At 36.4% G+C, this 17,066-nt stretch carries 17 protein-coding genes; 6 read left to right on the top strand and 11 right to left on the bottom strand.

Features of this window, described 5'->3' with window-relative positions; all coding sequences use genetic code 11:
• Window positions 1-3: 3 nt before the first annotated feature.
• The 7 genes from OLM61_RS02035 to OLM61_RS02010 all read right to left on the bottom strand — a co-directional run bounded on the left by OLM61_RS02035 (window position 4) and on the right by OLM61_RS02010 (window position 3,970).
• On the bottom strand, window positions 4-399 hold the full coding sequence (locus tag OLM61_RS02035) for a hypothetical protein (RefSeq protein WP_264524867.1): 396 nt from the start codon (window positions 397-399) through the stop codon (window positions 4-6).
• Window positions 400-412: 13 nt separating this feature from the next.
• On the bottom strand, window positions 413-748 hold the full coding sequence (locus OLM61_RS02030; RefSeq protein WP_264524866.1) for an excalibur calcium-binding domain-containing protein: 336 nt from the start codon (window positions 746-748) through the stop codon (window positions 413-415).
• 2 nt (window positions 749-750) lie between these two features.
• Window positions 751-981 (bottom strand): DUF4236 domain-containing protein, encoded by a 231-nt coding sequence (locus tag OLM61_RS20945; protein WP_413614377.1) that lies wholly within the window; start codon window positions 979-981, stop codon window positions 751-753.
• 8 nt (window positions 982-989) lie between these two features.
• Window positions 990-1,196, bottom strand: coding sequence for a hypothetical protein (locus OLM61_RS02025; protein ID WP_264524865.1), 207 nt, complete (start codon window positions 1,194-1,196; stop codon window positions 990-992).
• A gap of 153 nt (window positions 1,197-1,349) precedes the next feature.
• The gene (locus OLM61_RS02020) at window positions 1,350-2,018 is read right to left on the bottom strand and encodes a response regulator (protein WP_264524864.1); all 669 of its coding nucleotides are present in this window, start codon (window positions 2,016-2,018) and stop codon (window positions 1,350-1,352) included.
• 7 nt (window positions 2,019-2,025) lie between these two features.
• Entirely contained in the window at window positions 2,026-3,729 is a 1,704-nt protein-coding gene (locus tag OLM61_RS02015) for an ATP-binding protein (protein ID WP_264524863.1), read from the bottom strand.
• Window positions 3,730-3,787: 58 nt separating this feature from the next.
• Complete coding sequence (locus OLM61_RS02010) at window positions 3,788-3,970, bottom strand: hypothetical protein (protein WP_264524862.1); 183 nt, start codon at window positions 3,968-3,970, stop codon at window positions 3,788-3,790.
• A 355-nt stretch (window positions 3,971-4,325) separates the two neighbouring features.
• On the opposite strand from OLM61_RS02010, the gene OLM61_RS02005 reads away from it, so the two are divergent.
• A complete protein-coding gene (locus OLM61_RS02005) occupies window positions 4,326-5,339 on the top strand; it encodes a hypothetical protein (RefSeq protein ID WP_264524861.1) in 1,014 nt (337 codons plus the stop codon).
• Between the two features lie 104 nt (window positions 5,340-5,443).
• Here the strand turns inward: OLM61_RS02005 and OLM61_RS02000 are convergent, their stop codons facing one another.
• A complete protein-coding gene (locus OLM61_RS02000) occupies window positions 5,444-7,804 on the bottom strand; it encodes a mechanosensitive ion channel family protein (protein WP_264524860.1) in 2,361 nt (786 codons plus the stop codon).
• 191 nt (window positions 7,805-7,995) lie between these two features.
• Between OLM61_RS02000 and OLM61_RS01995 the strand changes: the two genes are divergently transcribed.
• Entirely contained in the window at window positions 7,996-9,597 is a 1,602-nt protein-coding gene (locus OLM61_RS01995; RefSeq protein ID WP_264524859.1) for a Na+/H+ antiporter, read from the top strand.
• Here the strand turns inward: OLM61_RS01995 and OLM61_RS01990 are convergent.
• On the bottom strand, window positions 9,566-9,730 hold the full coding sequence (locus tag OLM61_RS01990) for a virulence RhuM family protein (RefSeq protein WP_264526349.1): 165 nt from the start codon (window positions 9,728-9,730) through the stop codon (window positions 9,566-9,568). The two genes, OLM61_RS01995 and OLM61_RS01990, sit on opposite strands and share 32 nt — an antisense overlap.
• A gap of 359 nt (window positions 9,731-10,089) precedes the next feature.
• Here OLM61_RS01990 and OLM61_RS01985 point away from each other — a divergent pair, with 359 nt between their 5' ends.
• A complete protein-coding gene (locus tag OLM61_RS01985) occupies window positions 10,090-11,544 on the top strand; it encodes a glycosyltransferase (protein WP_264524858.1) in 1,455 nt (484 codons plus the stop codon).
• Between the two features lie 337 nt (window positions 11,545-11,881).
• Here the strand turns inward: OLM61_RS01985 and OLM61_RS01980 are convergent, their stop codons facing one another.
• Window positions 11,882-12,910 (bottom strand): hypothetical protein, encoded by a 1,029-nt coding sequence (locus OLM61_RS01980; RefSeq protein ID WP_264524857.1) that lies wholly within the window; start codon window positions 12,908-12,910, stop codon window positions 11,882-11,884.
• A complete protein-coding gene (locus OLM61_RS01975; RefSeq protein ID WP_264524856.1) occupies window positions 12,901-14,139 on the bottom strand; it encodes a hypothetical protein in 1,239 nt (412 codons plus the stop codon). Before OLM61_RS01975 ends, OLM61_RS01980 begins: the two co-directional genes overlap by 10 nt.
• A 615-nt stretch (window positions 14,140-14,754) precedes the next feature.
• Here OLM61_RS01975 and OLM61_RS01970 point away from each other — a divergent pair.
• Genes OLM61_RS01970 through OLM61_RS01960 form a run of 3 tightly spaced genes read left to right on the top strand, consistent with a single transcriptional unit; the run spans window position 14,755 to window position 16,876 of the window.
• Complete coding sequence (locus OLM61_RS01970) at window positions 14,755-15,351, top strand: TetR/AcrR family transcriptional regulator (protein WP_264524855.1); 597 nt, start codon at window positions 14,755-14,757, stop codon at window positions 15,349-15,351.
• 6 nt (window positions 15,352-15,357) lie between these two features.
• On the top strand, window positions 15,358-15,585 hold the full coding sequence (locus OLM61_RS01965; protein ID WP_264524854.1) for a hypothetical protein: 228 nt from the start codon (window positions 15,358-15,360) through the stop codon (window positions 15,583-15,585).
• Between the two features lie 19 nt (window positions 15,586-15,604).
• Window positions 15,605-16,876 (top strand): MFS transporter, encoded by a 1,272-nt coding sequence (locus tag OLM61_RS01960; protein ID WP_264524853.1) that lies wholly within the window; start codon window positions 15,605-15,607, stop codon window positions 16,874-16,876.
• Window positions 16,877-17,066: the final 190 nt, after the last annotated feature.

Here is a 17,066-nt window from a genome sequence, read left to right as displayed (position 1 = left end):
GTGTTACGAGTTTAATTGACTAATAATTTCTTCTTTCTGAATGTTTTTCTGAACACAATCAATGAGATAATCGGATAGTTCATTGATGTTTTCCTCCAGAAAATTAAATTTCCGACAGTACTTTTTGAGCATATTGAGTTCGTCCTCAGTAATTTTTCCATCAGCCCAAATGATTCTTGTGAAATCGTATAAATACTCGATTCTGCTGCTTAGCTTTTCAGGAACAATTAAGTCGGTATTAATTGGGTTTAGAAAAAGCTTATCCAATTCCTCTCTGGGAATTCCTCGTTCATCTGCAAAGTGATATAACATTTGCAGTTCTAATACATCAAATTGATCATCTGCTAGTGCCATTTGATACAATCTTAAAAAATGACTTTTTAGTTCTAGTGTTATCATTGTTTTTAAATATTTATTTAGATAAATTTTCGCAGGCGGTTCCATCTCCGTCAGAGTCCAGGTTTTTGTAACAGTTTCTATTACTGTTGTAAGTTGATTGCGCCTGTGCCTGAGTGGTAAAATCACCACAAGTTTTGGTTGGACAATTTGAGTTTGAGTTTGTATTTGAGCCTGAGTCTGAAGAATCTGATGATTCTGAACAAGAAACAGCCAATCCAAATGTCATTGCTAGAAGTAATAGTAACATGCAGCCGTTATTCTTATTAGAAAAAGATTTGGACCTGGATCTGGTAGTATGTCCCTGAACATAGGTTCCGTCTTTTTTAAAATAACCTTTTCTGTATCCCATGATTATAGTTGTTTTATAGTGAAAATTAAAAATGTTATAATTCCTGTAAATGCGATTAGTACAGTGCATCCGCTATTTTGGTATCGTAGTCCGGATATTCCGGTTTTTACAGAGTAGCCACTCTTACTAAATGTTCCCATTTTTGTTCTTAAACTGGGAGAAATTCCGGATTTGCTTAAGTTTAAGCCAAAGCCTCCTCCCAGTTTTATTCTTTTTTGAAATCGAAAGCCCATGATAAAAATTATCTTTTGTGACATTCAGGACAGCAATAGGCGCATCCGTCAGAGTTTGGATAAATTTTCTTGGATCGGTCAACGGCATCTTTGCAGTTTGAAAAAACACCTAGTCGTGTTTTACTTGTAATTGATTTAAAATATGGACATTCATCAGTATGAACTTCGTGATCTCCGTTTTTTTGTGCTGTGTCATTTACGTAATAAGTTTTCATTGTTTTTGAGTTTAAATGGATTTATAATTCAAACTTAATCCTATTTGAAACCAGTATCTTACGGAAATCCATAATCCGAAAAATTTATATTCAGGCCATAAAAAAAAGCCCCAGAAGGAGCTTTGAAAAGGTATAATGAAGTACAGGGAACTTTTAGATAATTCCCATGTCTTTGGTAATGGTAACCAAATGAATTGTATTGTTTGCCTTAAAAAAGTCTTTGAGTTTAGACAATCTTTTTTCCACGGCACTTTTGCTATTGGGTTTAATGTCGGTGCTTTTAAAAATTTCTATGATTTCATCCTGTGACGTTCCGGCTGATAAGTATTTCAGAATTTTAATATCGACATCGTCGATTTCGAAGTTGTTTTTTTCCTGAAGGGCAGAAGCAACTTCGGGTGAAATAAACCTTTGATCTGATGTCGAGATCATGTGAATTGCCTTTTTTAGTTCTTCGATGCTATTCAGACCTTTTGATACAAAGGCATCCACTTTTGCATTATCAAAAAGAGATTTAATGCGGTAGCTTTTATCTTCCACCGAATAAGCGATGATTTTAATGTTGGGTTGTAATTCACGCACTTTTTGAACCAGTTCATCACCACTGGCAATTTTTACTTCGCGGTGATCTGTTTTGAACGAAAGATCACTAATTAATAAATCATAAGGTTCATTGTCCTGAATGGCTTTGCGTATTTTTAGAAAGGCTTCATCACAATACTTGGATTGCTGAAAATTGATAATATCCAAATCTCTTAAGACTTGTTCGATTCCTAAATTCATAGTATCAAGGTCTTCGGCAACTATTACTTTTTTAAACATAGAGTTCTTATTTAGGCATTGTTATTTTTACTTTAAAACCTTTATTAGGTTCAGTGTCAAAAATAATAGTTCCTTTTATGGCCCGAATACGGTTTTCCATATTTTGAAGACCATTTTTAATAATTTTATCATTTTGACAGCCTTTTCCGTTGTCCGTATAGTCTATAAGTATTTTGCTGGTGGTGCTTTCAAATTTTAAAACGACTATTGATGCCTGGCTGTGTTTTTTCATATTCACCATTAATTCCTGTAGAATTCGATGTGCAGCAACCTTTTTAACATCGTCTACGAGATCCCAGCTTACTTTTTCAATATTATTAATGATGACGTTTGTACTAGGGCTGTTATAAGTCGAAAGCATTTCTTTTAAGTTGGCCGCATAATTGGCTTTGGTATCAATTTCATTATTCTCTCTTGAAATTCTGCGAACCCTATTGTAAATATGATCCAGTTTTTGAATTAAATTGTCTTTTACATTGGTACTTTCCAAGGACTGTGTTTGGGTAAAGGTGATGGTGTTAAAAACATCATTGGCCAGTTCATCATGAATGTCTTTGGCAATCCGGGTTTCAGTTTCGTATGCCGCTGTTATTTTTTCGATTCGGTTTCGGTTTTGATAAAATTTTCTCAAATACAATAATAAAAGACACAAAGCAGCGATTCCAATTATAAAAAATAGCCTTTGGTATTTGGCTTCCTGAAGAGATAGTAAATTTTCGGCTTTTTCTAAGCGGAGTTTCTGATTTTCATCTTTTTCTTTTTTAGAATCGTACTTAATTTTGGCAAATTTATTTTTAAAGTTGTTCCGGATTTTAATAATACTGTCGTTCAGAAAAATGAACTTTTGAGCATACTGTACGTTTTTAATTCCGGAATCATTAGAAATCAAAAAGGACAAAGCCCTTAAGCGTTCATCAACACTATTGAAGTGTGTCGCAAGTTGATACGCTGCCTGAGCATATTGGTGTGATTTTTCAGGTTTTGTTTTGGCATAGATTTCAGCCAGATGCAAATTGCTTTCAATACTTCTGTAGAGATCGTTGGATTGTTTTCTCAGTTCAAAACCTTCAGTTACTAACGAAAGTCCCTTTTCAGTCATTCCTTTTTTAAAATAAGCAAAACCTAGATTGTCTAGAATTCCGGCTTTTTTTACAAGATCATTATCAAGTGTTTTATTTTGGAGTAAAGGCTCTAAAATCCCGATCGCCTTATCGTATTTTTTCTGTTGGATGTATACCACCGCAATATTGTTTAAAGGAGACTGTTTGCAAGTATCATCCGTGCAATCTTTTAGGGCTTCCTGATAATAAAAAATGGCATCATTATATAGGGAAAGCTCTTTATCTGCAATTCCAAAAAAGTTGTTAATCGCAGCACTGTAAACATCTTTCTTTTTAATGTAGGGTAAAGCCTCTGTCAGTGTTTCTTTACTTCCGTAATAATCCCCATTTATTTGTTGGATAGTAGCCATCTGGATAAGATTGTACACCACATTGGCACTGTCTTTTATCGCTTCGGAGGCAATTTTTGATTTATTAAATTGATAAAATGCGGTGTTAAAGTTTTTGTTTTGAAAACTAACCCTTCCTTTATTAACATAGTCTATGGCGTCTTTTCTGATGGATGAAGCATTAGAAGTATGGGGAGCTTGCTCTTGACAGGAAAGAAGCAGCAGAAAAAATAAAAAATAAAAAAACGGGGATCGTACCATAAAAGTTACTTTCCCCGAAAATACTAATTAATTGTTAATGAACTATTTTACTTCACCATTATTTTACTGGTGGAGGTGGCGGTGGTGGCGGAACCGTTATCGGTAAATCACCGGGACCGTCAGCATATGCAGGTATTGCAGGTTTGTCATTTGTTTTTGCTGTATCGTATTCATCAGCGGTGCAAGAATATAAAGAGGCACTAAGAAGCATAATTGCTCCCATCAAATATAAATTTTTCATGGTTTTTGGATTTAAAAATTATATGCGGCATGCCCGTTCAGAACTTTTCTGAATCTTGTTATGGCAATGCCAATTTTGGTGGGAAGTGAAGTGCGTAGACAGTAAATTTTTCATTTATACTTCCCGGATAAATTCCGTTTTACGGTTTTCCGCACTTTTTAATTGAACTAGTTTAGTATTTTTGTTTTAACCTGCAGATCAAAACGTTAACTGATTCTGAAGGCAAAGTAACGACGCTTGTAAGCCTGTATTGATACGGAATTCCGGGAATTCCGATGTATTTTTTGAAGTCCTGATAATTCCGTAAAAGTCCTTGAAAATCCAATTAAGAAATCCTTATAAATCCTAAAAACCTATGCCAACCGATCCATTTGAAGAGTATAAAAAAGCTGTTAAAAAGAAATATGAGATAGAAAAAAACAGCGGACATTCTTTTTATTTAAGTAATCCTACTAGAGGAAGACTCCGTAATTTGTGTTGGGAGTTATTTCTGCAGCAAAACAGAAATCAGGACGATTTAACTGTTTTTAGTTCTTTGTTAGGGCTCGCTTTTGATGTGAACAAAAAGAACAATTTTGATAGGCAAATAGATAAATTCAGACCCATTGATAATTTTTTTAAAGGAGAATCCGATCCCGCAAATATGGATGTAGTAAATATGGCCGCAATCTTGGTCGATTTCAAGGCAAGACCTTTTAATAAATTTAGAATTCAGGAATTATTTGAAGATGAGGTTCAACCTGAAGAGGAAGGTCCAATAGATGAGGGAGAAAAAATAGAAGTGTTGAATACGGAAAAGGAACAGAATAAGCATTCCGGAATTCTAGACAATTTTTTGGTTAGAAAAGAAAGAGAAAAAGGGAGTGGAAGAGAGGTAATAAGTGGTGTTGAAGAGATAAAACCAGCAGTCAACTCATTTGTAAATGTAAGTGTTGAAAAAATCCCTGATTCTAATCCTAATCCTAATCCTGGCTCTAGGCCTAAATTTCCAACAAAAATGCATTTTACCATTATGGGAATTATTGGTCTTTTGTGTTTAATAAGTGTAAGTACTTATTACGCTTTTCAAGATAAAGAATGCATGCAGTGGTCGGGTGACCATTATGAAATGGTAGATTGTGATCTGAAAATAGAAGATCCTGTTAAGTATGCTGATATTGAAATATTAGATCCAACGCTTATCCATCTTAAAAAGATTAAGGTCTGTGATACGACGACTTATTTTGATAAAAACGGAGTAGCTATTGTATGGTATGCTAGAAAAGCAAATGGAATTGACTTTTTTGATGCGCATGGCAGGCATCCGGAAAATAATAGCCCGTTGCGGCCTGTAACACATTATATCCTGAATAAGTATGTAAAGAAGTAAATTACTCCATCAGAAGATTAAAAAAGCAAAAACGGAAATAACTTAAAAAAAGTCATTTCCGTTTTTTTTATTCCTTTGAAACTAAAGTGTCGAATGATGAATATCTAGGAGGATAACGTCAAACCTTTTGTTTTAAAATTACTGAAGAGCACCTGTCTTGCACTGCTAATGGTTTCTTCGGTACGGTAAATGCTGCACCAGAATTTTATTTGCAGTTTGAATTTTCCATCAGAAATGGCGCTGTAATAAATTTGCGGAACCTTGGTGGTATTGACCAATGCCATACTTTCGAGCGATTCCAGAATAATAGCATTGATGGCTTCCGGCATAACATCACCTGTAACTTCGGCAGTAATTTCAACGAGTTTAAAATTGTCGGTATACGTCCAGTTCGTAATGTTTTGTGACAATAAATTACCATTCGGAATAATGATTTCGGCACCGTTTGAAGAGTTGATTTTAGTAGTACGCAATCCCATCGATTTCACTCGGCCAGATTCAGAACTAATGTCGATCACGTCACCAATCTGAATCGGTTTGTCAAAAATAAGGATGATACCCGAAACGAAATTATTAACAACATTCTGAAGACCAAGTCCCACACCAACACCCAGGGCTCCCAGTAGAATGCTTAGTTTGTCCAAAGGCATTCCCGAAGCGGCTACGGCCAAAAGATAACCACTGATTAAAACAACAAGTCTTGTAATGAGTAATTTAGAATGCTGTCTTTTGTTGATGGTTTCTTCGTTTTCATCGTCGATTTCACCAAAGAAATAAGCGACATAATTTTGCAGTAAATGCGCAACCCAGATGATGATAAAAAATAATACAATATTGCCCAGTGTAAAAGTGATGCTTCCGATTGTATTTGGGTGGCTTAGTAATGAACCTAAACCGGTGCGCAGCGATTCCCAAATGTTTAAATTGGCCGCGATAACAATAATCCACATATAACTGATCACGATAATGAAAGGTCTTTTTAGTGTGTCAGACAGACTTTCATGGTCAAAAATCTTCTCGATACCACGCTTAATACGGGTCGTGTAAATTTGTAAAAGAATAATTTCGAGTACGATTTTTAAAAGGACACTTAGTGCCACAATCTGCGTCAGCGATATAAAAGCGGTAAGACTTAACATATTGGCAAGCGAAACCCTTCCGAAAAGATTATCGAAAATGGATAAAGCATTCAAACCGATAAAAATGATGGTGGCCCATTTAAAAAAACCTTTGATGTAAAGTTGGTCTTTTAATGTTTTAATCTGTACGAAACCGTAGCGGATTCCTAAGATATTGATCACAATAAAGGCGCAACGCTGCATAAAACCAACAGGGATAAACAGGTCCAAGAAACACAGCATAAAAAACAAGACTAAAAGAAGCAACCAATTGCGCATGGCAACGGCCGACCATTGGTTTTTAAAAAGTACCGTAAGTAATCCCAGAAGAACCAGCTGAATCAATTCGATAAACAAGGCAGGAGCATATAAATTACTGACTACAGCAATGTTAAGACCAATGACTGCGACCGGAATAAGAACACCGCGATTGATGTATTTGAAGTTAAGCTGAGACAGGTTTTCGGCATGTGCATTACTGTTGAGGTATTTTAAATTGCGGGAAATGTACCAACCCAATAATCCCATCAACAAAAGTAGTGTGATTAAACCACCGGCTCTGTAACTTAGGTAATATTCCGCAACGTTTTCTTCAATAATTATTTTGGCTTTAATGTTTTTGCCTACTATTTTTTTGGCTGTAGAATCACTGGTACTCCATAAAACAGGATATTCTTTTTTAAGCATACTGATTCCGGATTTTTCCAGCTTGCTTTCCACAGTAATTAAGGCATTTGATACCGCAATTTTTCTCTCAACGGTTAATCGCTTATTGTGGTTTAAAATAGCCTGGTTTTTGGTCATCAGACTGTCTGTACTCAGGTATCTCTTTTTCAGATTCGCAAACTCCTGTTTAAATTGCTTGCGGCGAACGGTATCTTTCAAAAGTCCCATTAGGGTTTTATCCTTACGCAGGTCAATTACCCTGCTTTTGATTTTTTCAAGTGCCAGGTTGCGCGAATTGATTGCAGTATTTTGTTCGTCAAGTTCCTGCTCAATTTCTTTGAGTACGATACGATACATTTGCTGGTTGCGCACATTTGGATTTGCTCCTTTTAAGCTAGCCAGAATAAGGTCAAGTTTGCTTTGTGTTCCTTTGATTTCACCAAATAAACGATGGCTGTTTCCATCAAATTCAGTATCGTTATGGGCAGATTCCAAAACTTCTCCGGCTTTTTCAATCGCCATTAGATAGTCACTATCTGTGGCGGTTTCTTCAAATAGTTTTGATTTGGTTTCTGTTTTCGGCGGAGCAGTTTGAGAATAGACAATCGGTGCATAAAAAAAGACAGCCAGTAAGGCCAATACACCTATAAAATTTCTTTTCAGGATCATAATTTGAGACATGGATTAAGGTTCAAATGTAATTTTTTTTAAAGTATTTATGATGTCGGATGTAATAAAATTTGGTTAAATGAGCTCTAACAGTTTTACATAAAGTTTTATTGTGTTTCATAAAATGTACGCTGAATAATTTCCAAAGTTTTAAAAATATTATATTCGTAGTATTATAACCGAAATACCAAAACAATTCGAAAATGGAAAATATTACCGTAATTATCATGTTACTATTTGGAGTCGCTTTTCTGAGTCTTGTTAGTAAAAAATACAATTTTCCAATTCCCATCGTGCTGGTACTTTGTGGTGTGGTAATTAGTATCATTCCCGGACTTCCGGTAATCGCGTTGAGTCCCGAAGTGGTTTTTATTATCTTTTTGCCACCGCTTTTATACCACGCCGCCTGGTACACCAGCTGGTCCGATTTTAAACAAACGATCCGGCCTATTACTTTGGCAGCAGTGGGTTTGGTGTTGTTTACAACAGTTGCGGTAGCGATTGCAGCACATCTGCTTATTGATGATATTTCGTGGCCTTTGGCTTTTCTTTTAGGAGCGATAGTTTCGCCTCCGGATGCTGTTTCTGCGACTTCGATTACCAAAGGATTGGGTTTGCATCCCAGATTGATTGCCATTCTCGAAGGCGAAAGTCTGGTCAATGATGCCAGTGGTCTGGTGGCTTACAAATATGCACTAACCGCAATTACAGCCGGTAACTTTGTACTCTGGAAGGCTGGATTAAACTTTGTTGTAATGTCTGTAGCGGGAATCGCAATCGGTTTGACTGTGGGGTACATCATGAGTTATATTCACAAAAGATTTGTTTGCGATGAGGTGATCGAAGCTACTTTGACCTTGCTGACGCCTTTTGCCTCTTATTTAATCGCAGAGCATTTTGAATGTTCGGGAGTTTTGGCCGTAGTCGCCACCGGACTTTTTTTATCCGCCAGATCTGGAACTATTTTTACCCATGAAAGCCGAATGATGACCGGAACCATCTGGAGTGTTTTAACCAATATTTTAAACGGATTGATTTTTATTTTAATCGGACTTCAGCTGCGACAAATTATTGACGGAATAGGGGATTACTCCGGTTGGTCCTTGTTTGTTTGGGGCGCTTCGATAAGTATAGTGGTCATTTTGGTTCGGTTTTTATGGGTGGTGCCGGCGACTTTGCTTCCGAGAATGCTAAGTAAAAGAATCCGTCTCAAAGAAGAATTCGATTATCGAAACATGATTATTTTCGGCTGGTCCGGAATGCGTGGGGTAGTGTCCATGGCGGCTGCGTTGGCCTTGCCATTAATGATGAACAAAACAACCGAATTCCCTTTGCGAAACCTCATCATTTACCTGGTTTTTTGTGTGATACTTTCGACTTTGGTCGTTCAGGGACTTACTTTGCCGTGGCTGATTAAAAAATTAAAAGTGCAGCCCTATTCGATTCTTGCTGAAGAATATGAAATCCGAAACACTATCGTTTCGCAAACCATTACCCACATCGAAGATAATTTTTCTTTGCTTAATGATGACTTGTTGCACAACATTAAAAGCAAATACGAAGTCAAATTCAATCGCCTCCAGAAAACTGAACTCCCGGCTAATTTCTTCGGAAAAGGAAATGTATTGGGAGGGGAAATCTTTAACGATTTTACCAAACTCCAGATCGACCTTCTAAACGTAGAACGCGCCAAACTGGAACTCATGCACAAAACAGGCTCTGTTCACGAAGAGATTTTCAGAAAAATTGAAAAAGAACTGGATTTGGAAGAGACTAGATTGTGGATGGAGATGTATGAGGAGTAAAAGTTTTCTGATTGGAAAGTTTTGTTTCCTGAAGTGATTTTACTCTGTAACCTACAGAAATTATGACATCAAGATTGTAATGGTTAGTTTGATAATTTTTACCATAAAATGCAGTTGTTCGGAATTTCCGAATAACTGCATTTTCATTCAGTTCTTCTTCTTCAAAAATCCTTCGACCTCTCTCAACATAAACAATAATAAACTCCAGAAAACGTTATTTCTAAACTTCGTCATGCTCAAAGACCATAAAACCTCAACTCAAAAATCTCTAAAAACCCCAACAAAAACTGTATACTGTGTACAAAAACGTGTAATAATTACACACTTGAAAAACGTGTATAGCTTCTAATTCGCTAGAAACCAGCGAAAATTAATTGTGGCACAACGCTTGCAAAATGGCATTATATAAAATTCTCTCCAATAAATGAAAATGAAGCATCGGAGGGAAGTAATTAAATAAAAGCCATTAGAAAGCAATCAAATTAGTGTCATATGAAAAGTGAAACCCTAACAACAGAACAGTTTTATACTTCAAATCCAGATCTTACTACCGAACAAGCCTTAAACAGTTCCATTTTTCGTATTAGTAATTCAAATGTAGCTTCAAAGAAAGTAAGCGAGCGTACCAAAAGTAAAACAGGATTGTTTGTGTTGGTAAGCACGTTTGTGTTATTGTTTATCGGAGCTTATTCTGCCTATTATTTACAAGCCGATTTCGATCAGTTTCAGTTGGAACGAATGAATTCTAGCTGGGGATTTCCTTTCCTGGTACTGGCAGGGGTATTGTTTGTATTTCAAGCCGTAGTTTTTCTGTATAATTTATACTTGTATTTTACTTATAAACCAATCGAATCTGTTTCAGATGAAATGTTGCCAACCTGTACCGTGATTGTTCCTGCGTATAACGAAGGGAAACTGGTTTGGGATACTTTGATGAGTTTGGCAGAAAGCGATTTTCCGGAGCAAAAAATGCAAATATTAGCGGTTGACGACGGAAGTAAAGACGATACCTGGTATTGGATGCAGCAAGCTAAAATAAAATTAGGCGATCGTTTGACGATTTTTCAACAACCTGAAAACAAAGGAAAACGTCATGCCTTACACCGTGGATTCGAATTGGGAACCGGAGAAATTTTTGTTACGGTAGACAGTGATTCCATCGTAAAAAAAGATACTTTAAGAAACTTAGTGAGTCCGTTTGTAGTGGATGAAAAATGTGGCGCAGTAGCCGGAAATGTTCATGTGCTGAACAGCAAAAAAGCAATCCTGCCTAAAATGTTAAACGTGAGTTTTGTGATGAGTTTTGAATTCATGCGTTCTGCCGAAAGCAGATTAGGTTCAGTGCTTTGTACTCCGGGTGCAGCGGCGGCTTACAGAAAAACTTCAGTTTTTGCCTGTCTGGACGAATGGATCAATCAGACTTTCATGGGGCAGCCGTCTGACATTGGTGAAGACCGTGCCATGACCAACATGATTTTGAGACAAGGGCAGCATGTGTTGTTTCAGAGAAATGCTTATGTGCTTACAAATGTACCGGAAGAATATACCGGATTGTACAAGATGTTTATCAGATGGAGTAGAAGTAATGTACGTGAGAATATCGCTATGGCGAAATATGTTTTTACAGATTTCAGAAAAGAATCTAAATTTGGAGCCCGACTTTTATTTGTCAATCAATCTTTGAAGATGATTATGGCGTATCCGTTTCTATTTTTTATGTTCTTTTTCATCGCGATGCACCCGTTATTGTTTTTAAGTTCTACACTTTTGGCAATTTTAGTAGTATCAAGTTTCCCGGTATTGTTTTATACGAAAAGATATAATTTTGCCGATTCACTTTGGGTTTATTCATACAGTGTTTTCTATACTTTCAGTTTGTTTTGGATTACACCGTATGCAATCGTTACCGCCAATAAAAAAGGCTGGTTGACCCGAGGATTGGCTTAAAAAAAGAATATTGTAATTAAAAAAATAGAAATTGATTTGTTTTTTTAGGACTCCTGCTCATTTGAGTAGGAGTTTTTTATTTTTAGAAGATTAGCAATTGGGATTAAAGAAAGTGGGGATAAGAATCTGTAAATCCGAGGGTTGTTTTAACCGCTAAGAACGCAACGGCTTACGCAAAGATCGCCAGAATTAATAAAGCACATAATGATGGTGAAAATCTACTGATCAATAGGATGGGAGAATAGGGGAAATAATCTGAACAATATATTGTGTTTCAATAAAAAAACCTCTAAAGTTTTAACTTCAGAGGTTTCAAATAATTAAAATGCGGTACCTGTTAGCGCTGTTCTGCGATTACCGATTTATTAAGTTTCAGCACTCGAATTTTTTTATTGGTATTATCAGATAAAAACAAACGATCGTTCAATTGTGCTACACCAACAATACTTCCAAACGGATTTTGTCCTAAAATATCAGAAGCATTGACACTTGCCGTAAAAATACGGTTCATGAAGTCTGGTTTTGTGTAAAGACGCAGGTAATTGTTACTTCCTACATTTTCGGATGTAATAGCCCAGTCTTTAGTAAAGCTAACAGCAATAGGTTTTGCATCAAAAGGTACTGTTATCGGTTTTATAGGCTCAGTCAAAGATTGTGCGGCATTGGCTTTGATAGCATCAATGTTGTAATACAAGTAACTTTTGGCATCTCTTCCGGCTACTACTAAATTTCCCGCATCTACATCCATAGAATAAATTTGGTCAAAACCGTTTAGCGTGTTTAATTTGGCGATAGGTTTTAAATTCCACTCGCTGCTTTCGGTAATTTGAGTAGTTTCGAAAACTTTAATTGAGGTTTCTTTTTCCTTTACGAAAACTAAACCATCTCTAACCACTACACCAAAAACGTGTACAAAAGTTTGCCACCATTGACCGTTTCCAAGCACACTAATTCCGGCATTTGTAGTTTCGTCGATTACAAAAAGTCTCGACTCACGACTTCCAATATAAATTCGGCCTTTATCGACAGCTACAGAAGTAATTGCGGCCATCGGGATTGTTGTCGTTCCTTTTTTGTACTCTGTAATGGTTTTGATGTGAGCCAGAGTTACGGCGTTGAATACTTCTAGCACATCGCCATTGGCTACATATAGTTTTTCGTTGGCAATCGCAATTCCTTTAGGATCTAAAGTTCCTGTTCCGTTTCCAATTTGAGCAGCCGTTATCGATGCTTCATCGGTTGGATAAAAATAATTGTATGTGGTAGGTTCAGCACCTTCTGAATCTTTGCTGCAACCAACAAAAAGGCAAAGTAATACTAATAAAAATGGTATTTTGTTCATGATAGTTTTATAGGTTATTTCCATTTTCCGTCTTCTTTATATTTTACATAAAATGGGTTTTTTGGGTCAATTTTAAATACAGGTTTAGTATAAGTCCCTCTTAGATATTCTTTTTTCGTATATCCTTTTAATACATCAGGATCTGTAAAAGGAAGATCATTCAGTTGTATTAAATATCGATAGAATTGAGCAAACATTTCCTGTTGACCACCGCCTTCGCCACTGTTGGCTAAATTACTACTATGACTGTAACCGCTATGGTGTGAATACTCGTGTGACCAAAGAGACATGTCTCCTTTCCAGTGGCCAACGATGTAACCACCTTCATATTGCGAAGCTAAAGCACCTCCACCCCAGGCAGCACCTCCGCCAACCATGGCCATGTTTAAGGTTCGGCTATCAATGTAGGTATTGTAGGCCTGTTCGATCTGGGCCTTGGTGAGATAATCGTAAACGCCATTGGCATCATCAGCATTTCCATGCCAGTTTAGAGCACCATTTATGGCAGTTCCGGCAGTCGCTGCCTGTTCTTTTTTGTAGATGTCAAAATTCATGAAAGTATCATAGTAGATCGGATGACTCAGAGCGTAAGAATAATTAATAATCATAGTGACCGCTTCTTTGGCTAAAACAGGATTCATCGGTAAAAACTTTTCAGGATCATCAGCAGGATTATTAAGGTGATACTGCGTGCTGAATTGTACTAATCGATTTGATTTGATTTTTTTGAATTTAGCAAATAAGGGATCCGTTGATTCTACTGAAAATTCGATTGCTCCGGAAGAGAAACCATCAATTTTATCAATGGTAACGGCTTTTCCATTTTCAAGCTGATAATCGTGTGTTCCGTTAACTAAAGGAATTTGATGTGCCGAACGGTGAAAAGCAGGAACTTTTGTGAATTCAAAAAGTAAAAAACGCTTGTCGTAGTTGGCTAATTTTGCATAGACTTTTACATCTGTAAGTCCAACCGGAGAATAAAGAGAAATTTGTATAGAATCTTTTCCTTTTTGAATGACTTGCATGGGCTGATTAACACGGAACCAGCGGTCTTTATTATCATACATTTTTGAAGGACTTTCATTGTCTTCAAACATCGTCATTGGTCGGTTTTCTTTTGGTAAAGTTGTCGCATCAATGGCCGGCAAATAATTGGCTTTGTAATTGTCACCTTTTGAATCATCATCGCTGCATCCGAAAAGTATACCTGCGAAAACGGCAAAAGGTAAAAAATAAGAAATGGTTTTTCTCATAGGATTAGTAGGTAAAAATGGGGTTTATATATAAAAATTTGTTGTTGTTTTATATGTTTTTAACGTACCTTATCTTGGGCAGTGCTAAGGCAAAATTAAAAAACATGTTCCTATCTCGTTTGTACTTTATAACAACTGGTATTATCTATGTAATAACTGGTTGTCTGATTTGTATTTTAAAGCTGCACCATGATAATGCAACCTAAAAAGCCGCTAATATACTTAATAAAAAAATAATCCGGTCAAACGAAATGTTCGTTTTGCAGTTTTAAACAGCTGCTTTTCCGGAGTTTTTGTCAGAAACGAAGATAGGAATGAACGAAACAAAAGACTTTTAAATTTGTTTAAAAGCCTTTAGGTTTTGTGTAGAAAAATAGAGCGTTTGTGATTGATGTCAAGGGCTTTTTATTTCCAGATTCAGATAAAATAGACTACCAACCATGATGTTTAATGCACACTAGTTCTGTGACTGTTAACTGATCGAATACCAGTAAGATTGAGTTTTAAAGAGGATATTCTGGTAGCTTTGTGAATCTGTTTCTTTTTTATCAAAAAAATATAAATAAAAGAATGTTCATTCATTTATTATTTTATATTTGTAGCAAAATAATCAGTATGAGAGCAAGAGATGTCGACAAGGAAAAATTGGTAATCGAAATGGCAATTGACCAGATTGTCCAGGAAGGATTTCAAGGTTTTAGTATGAACAAGCTCGCGAAGGCTTGTTCTATTTCTGTTGGCACGCTCTACATTTATTACAAAGACAAAGATGATTTGATTCAAAAAATAGGTGCCATTATTGCGCTGAAGTTTTTTACCAGCACCGTGAAAAACTTTTCGCCCGAAATGTCATTTGAGGAAGGTTTATGGAAACAGTGGGAAAACCGCGCCAACTTTACCATGAAGTATCCTAAGGAAGTTGCATTTTTTGAAATTGTCAAACATTCACCTCATTCAGAAATCATTCTGGATTCTATTCAGGAGTTTGCAGATTTTAGAAGGATTATGAAGATGTTTATTGATAACGGCTTGCGCAACAATGAGCTGATTCCGATGACATTTGAGGCTTTTTGGAGTGTTGCCTACGGGCCTTTGTACACCCTATTAAATTTACATACTGAAGGGAAGAGTATGGGAGGGAAACCTTTTAAACTTACCCGGGAAATTATGAAAGAAGCCTTTCAGGCCACTGTAAAAGGACTAAAACCATGAAAAATTATGGAAACAAATTTAAATACAATACATATTTTTAAAACCAATATTGGGGATCAGGATCCCGATTGTCCCATTCGTCAAAAACTCAACAATCATTCAGATATTCAACAATGGAGCATTGACTGCGAAGATGTTGATTGTGTACTCAGGATTGTTTCGAAAACATTACAACCCGAAACAATTATAGATATGGTCACTGAATTTGGCCATGAATGTCAGGAGTTAGACTAAACTAATACATTTATAAAGAATGAAAAAAAACACTACAGAAAGCCCGGCTTTCTCTTCACATCAAAAAATCATTATTGCGATACTGGCACTTTTGCAGTTTACGGTTATACTTGATTTTATGGTTATCTCTCCTTTAGGAGATATTTTAATGAAAACCCTGAACATGACAACGGCTAACTTTGGTTTTACCGTTTCTGCTTACGCTTTTAGTGCGGGAGCTTCAGGACTACTTGCTGCAGGTTTTGCAGACAAATTTGACCGAAAGAAACTTTTAATTTTCTTTTATATCGGATTTATTATCGGTACGGTTTTTTGCGCACTTTCAACCAGTTATATGATGCTGTTATGGGCAAGGATTGTAACCGGACTTTTTGGAGGTGTAATCGGATCCGTTTCTTTGGCAATTGTAACCGATTTATTTGTAATTCACCAGCGTGGACGCGTAATGGGATTTATACAAATGGCATTTGCCTCCAGTCAGATTTTAGGAATTCCGGTAGGATTGTACTTTGCGAATAACTGGGGATGGCATTCGGCTTTTATTATGATTGCGGTTCTGGCAGTATTGATTCTTATTGGGATTATTACACAAATGGAACCTATTACTAAACATTTAGAAGTGCAGTCAGACAAAAGTCCTTTCTTGCATTTATGGCATACCCTTAGCAACAAACATTACCAGATTGGTTTTATGTCTATTGCTTTTCTCTCTGTAGGAGGTTTTATGTTACAACCCTTTGGAAGCGCATTTTTAGTGAATAATATTCATATCAGTCAGCTCGAATTGCCGATGGTCTTTTTCTTTACCGGACTTTCGGTACTTTTTATCATGCCTTTAGTGGGTAAATTAAGTGACAAAGTAAGTAAGTTTAAACTGTTTGCGGCAGGATCAATACTCTCTGTCGTTATGATTATTATTTATACCAATCTTGGCCCTGTACCCTTATGGGAAATCGTAGTGCTTACGATGATTATGTTTATGGGAATCATGAGCCGAATGATTCCGGCCACAACTTTAAATACTGCTATTCCCGGACTGGAAGATCGCGGTGCTTATATGTCAATCTCTTCTTCCCTGCAACAAATTGCAGGCGGAATTGCAGCGGTTTGTGCCGGATTTATTGTACATCAGAAAACAAAGACGTCTCCTCTGGAAAACTATGATATTTTAGGATATGTAATTGCGGTGATTACACTTTCGACAATATTTTTGATATGGAGAGTAAATAAGTTAGTACAATCAAAAGATACAGCTGTTCCCACTCCGGTTCCGGAAATGGCAGAAGTTTAATTTTTTAGATTTCAAATCATAAGAAAGCTTGTCTGTTAATGACAAGCTTTTTTTGTGTATAAGCATTTTAGATTGAGTTATAATCGAAAAGTAGTTTCTGCCTGATCAATAAAAATTCTGAATCTTAATTCAACGCTGATTTAACGGATTCGCTTTCGCGAAGACACTGATAAAAACGGATTTTAAAATT

Source organism: Flavobacterium sp. N502536, assembly GCF_025947345.1.
GTDB lineage: Bacteria > Bacteroidota > Bacteroidia > Flavobacteriales > Flavobacteriaceae > Flavobacterium.
This window is presented reverse-complemented; position numbering and strand designations above follow the sequence as displayed.

What these genes read in the sequence shown, in the direction of transcription:
- OLM61_RS02035 (WP_264524867.1), bottom strand. Translation starts at nt 399, where the DNA reads ATGATAACACTAGAACTAAAAAGTCATTTTTTAAGATTGTATCAAATG.
- OLM61_RS02030 (WP_264524866.1), bottom strand. Translation starts at nt 748, where the DNA reads ATGGGATACAGAAAAGGTTATTTTAAAAAAGACGGAACCTATGTTCAG.
- OLM61_RS20945 (WP_413614377.1), bottom strand. Translation starts at nt 981, where the DNA reads ATGGGCTTTCGATTTCAAAAAAGAATAAAACTGGGAGGAGGCTTTGGC.
- OLM61_RS02025 (WP_264524865.1), bottom strand. Translation starts at nt 1,196, where the DNA reads ATGAAAACTTATTACGTAAATGACACAGCACAAAAAAACGGAGATCAC.
- OLM61_RS02020 (WP_264524864.1), bottom strand. Translation starts at nt 2,018, where the DNA reads ATGTTTAAAAAAGTAATAGTTGCCGAAGACCTTGATACTATGAATTTA.
- OLM61_RS02015 (WP_264524863.1), bottom strand. Translation starts at nt 3,729, where the DNA reads ATGGTACGATCCCCGTTTTTTTATTTTTTATTTTTTCTGCTGCTTCTT.
- OLM61_RS02010 (WP_264524862.1), bottom strand. Translation starts at nt 3,970, where the DNA reads ATGAAAAATTTATATTTGATGGGAGCAATTATGCTTCTTAGTGCCTCT.
- OLM61_RS02005 (WP_264524861.1), top strand. Translation starts at nt 4,326, where the DNA reads ATGCCAACCGATCCATTTGAAGAGTATAAAAAAGCTGTTAAAAAGAAA.
- OLM61_RS02000 (WP_264524860.1), bottom strand. Translation starts at nt 7,804, where the DNA reads ATGTCTCAAATTATGATCCTGAAAAGAAATTTTATAGGTGTATTGGCC.
- OLM61_RS01995 (WP_264524859.1), top strand. Translation starts at nt 7,996, where the DNA reads ATGGAAAATATTACCGTAATTATCATGTTACTATTTGGAGTCGCTTTT.
- OLM61_RS01985 (WP_264524858.1), top strand. Translation starts at nt 10,090, where the DNA reads ATGAAAAGTGAAACCCTAACAACAGAACAGTTTTATACTTCAAATCCA.
- OLM61_RS01980 (WP_264524857.1), bottom strand. Translation starts at nt 12,910, where the DNA reads ATGGAAATAACCTATAAAACTATCATGAACAAAATACCATTTTTATTA.
- OLM61_RS01975 (WP_264524856.1), bottom strand. Translation starts at nt 14,139, where the DNA reads ATGAGAAAAACCATTTCTTATTTTTTACCTTTTGCCGTTTTCGCAGGT.
- OLM61_RS01970 (WP_264524855.1), top strand. Translation starts at nt 14,755, where the DNA reads ATGAGAGCAAGAGATGTCGACAAGGAAAAATTGGTAATCGAAATGGCA.
- OLM61_RS01965 (WP_264524854.1), top strand. Translation starts at nt 15,358, where the DNA reads ATGGAAACAAATTTAAATACAATACATATTTTTAAAACCAATATTGGG.
- OLM61_RS01960 (WP_264524853.1), top strand. Translation starts at nt 15,605, where the DNA reads ATGAAAAAAAACACTACAGAAAGCCCGGCTTTCTCTTCACATCAAAAA.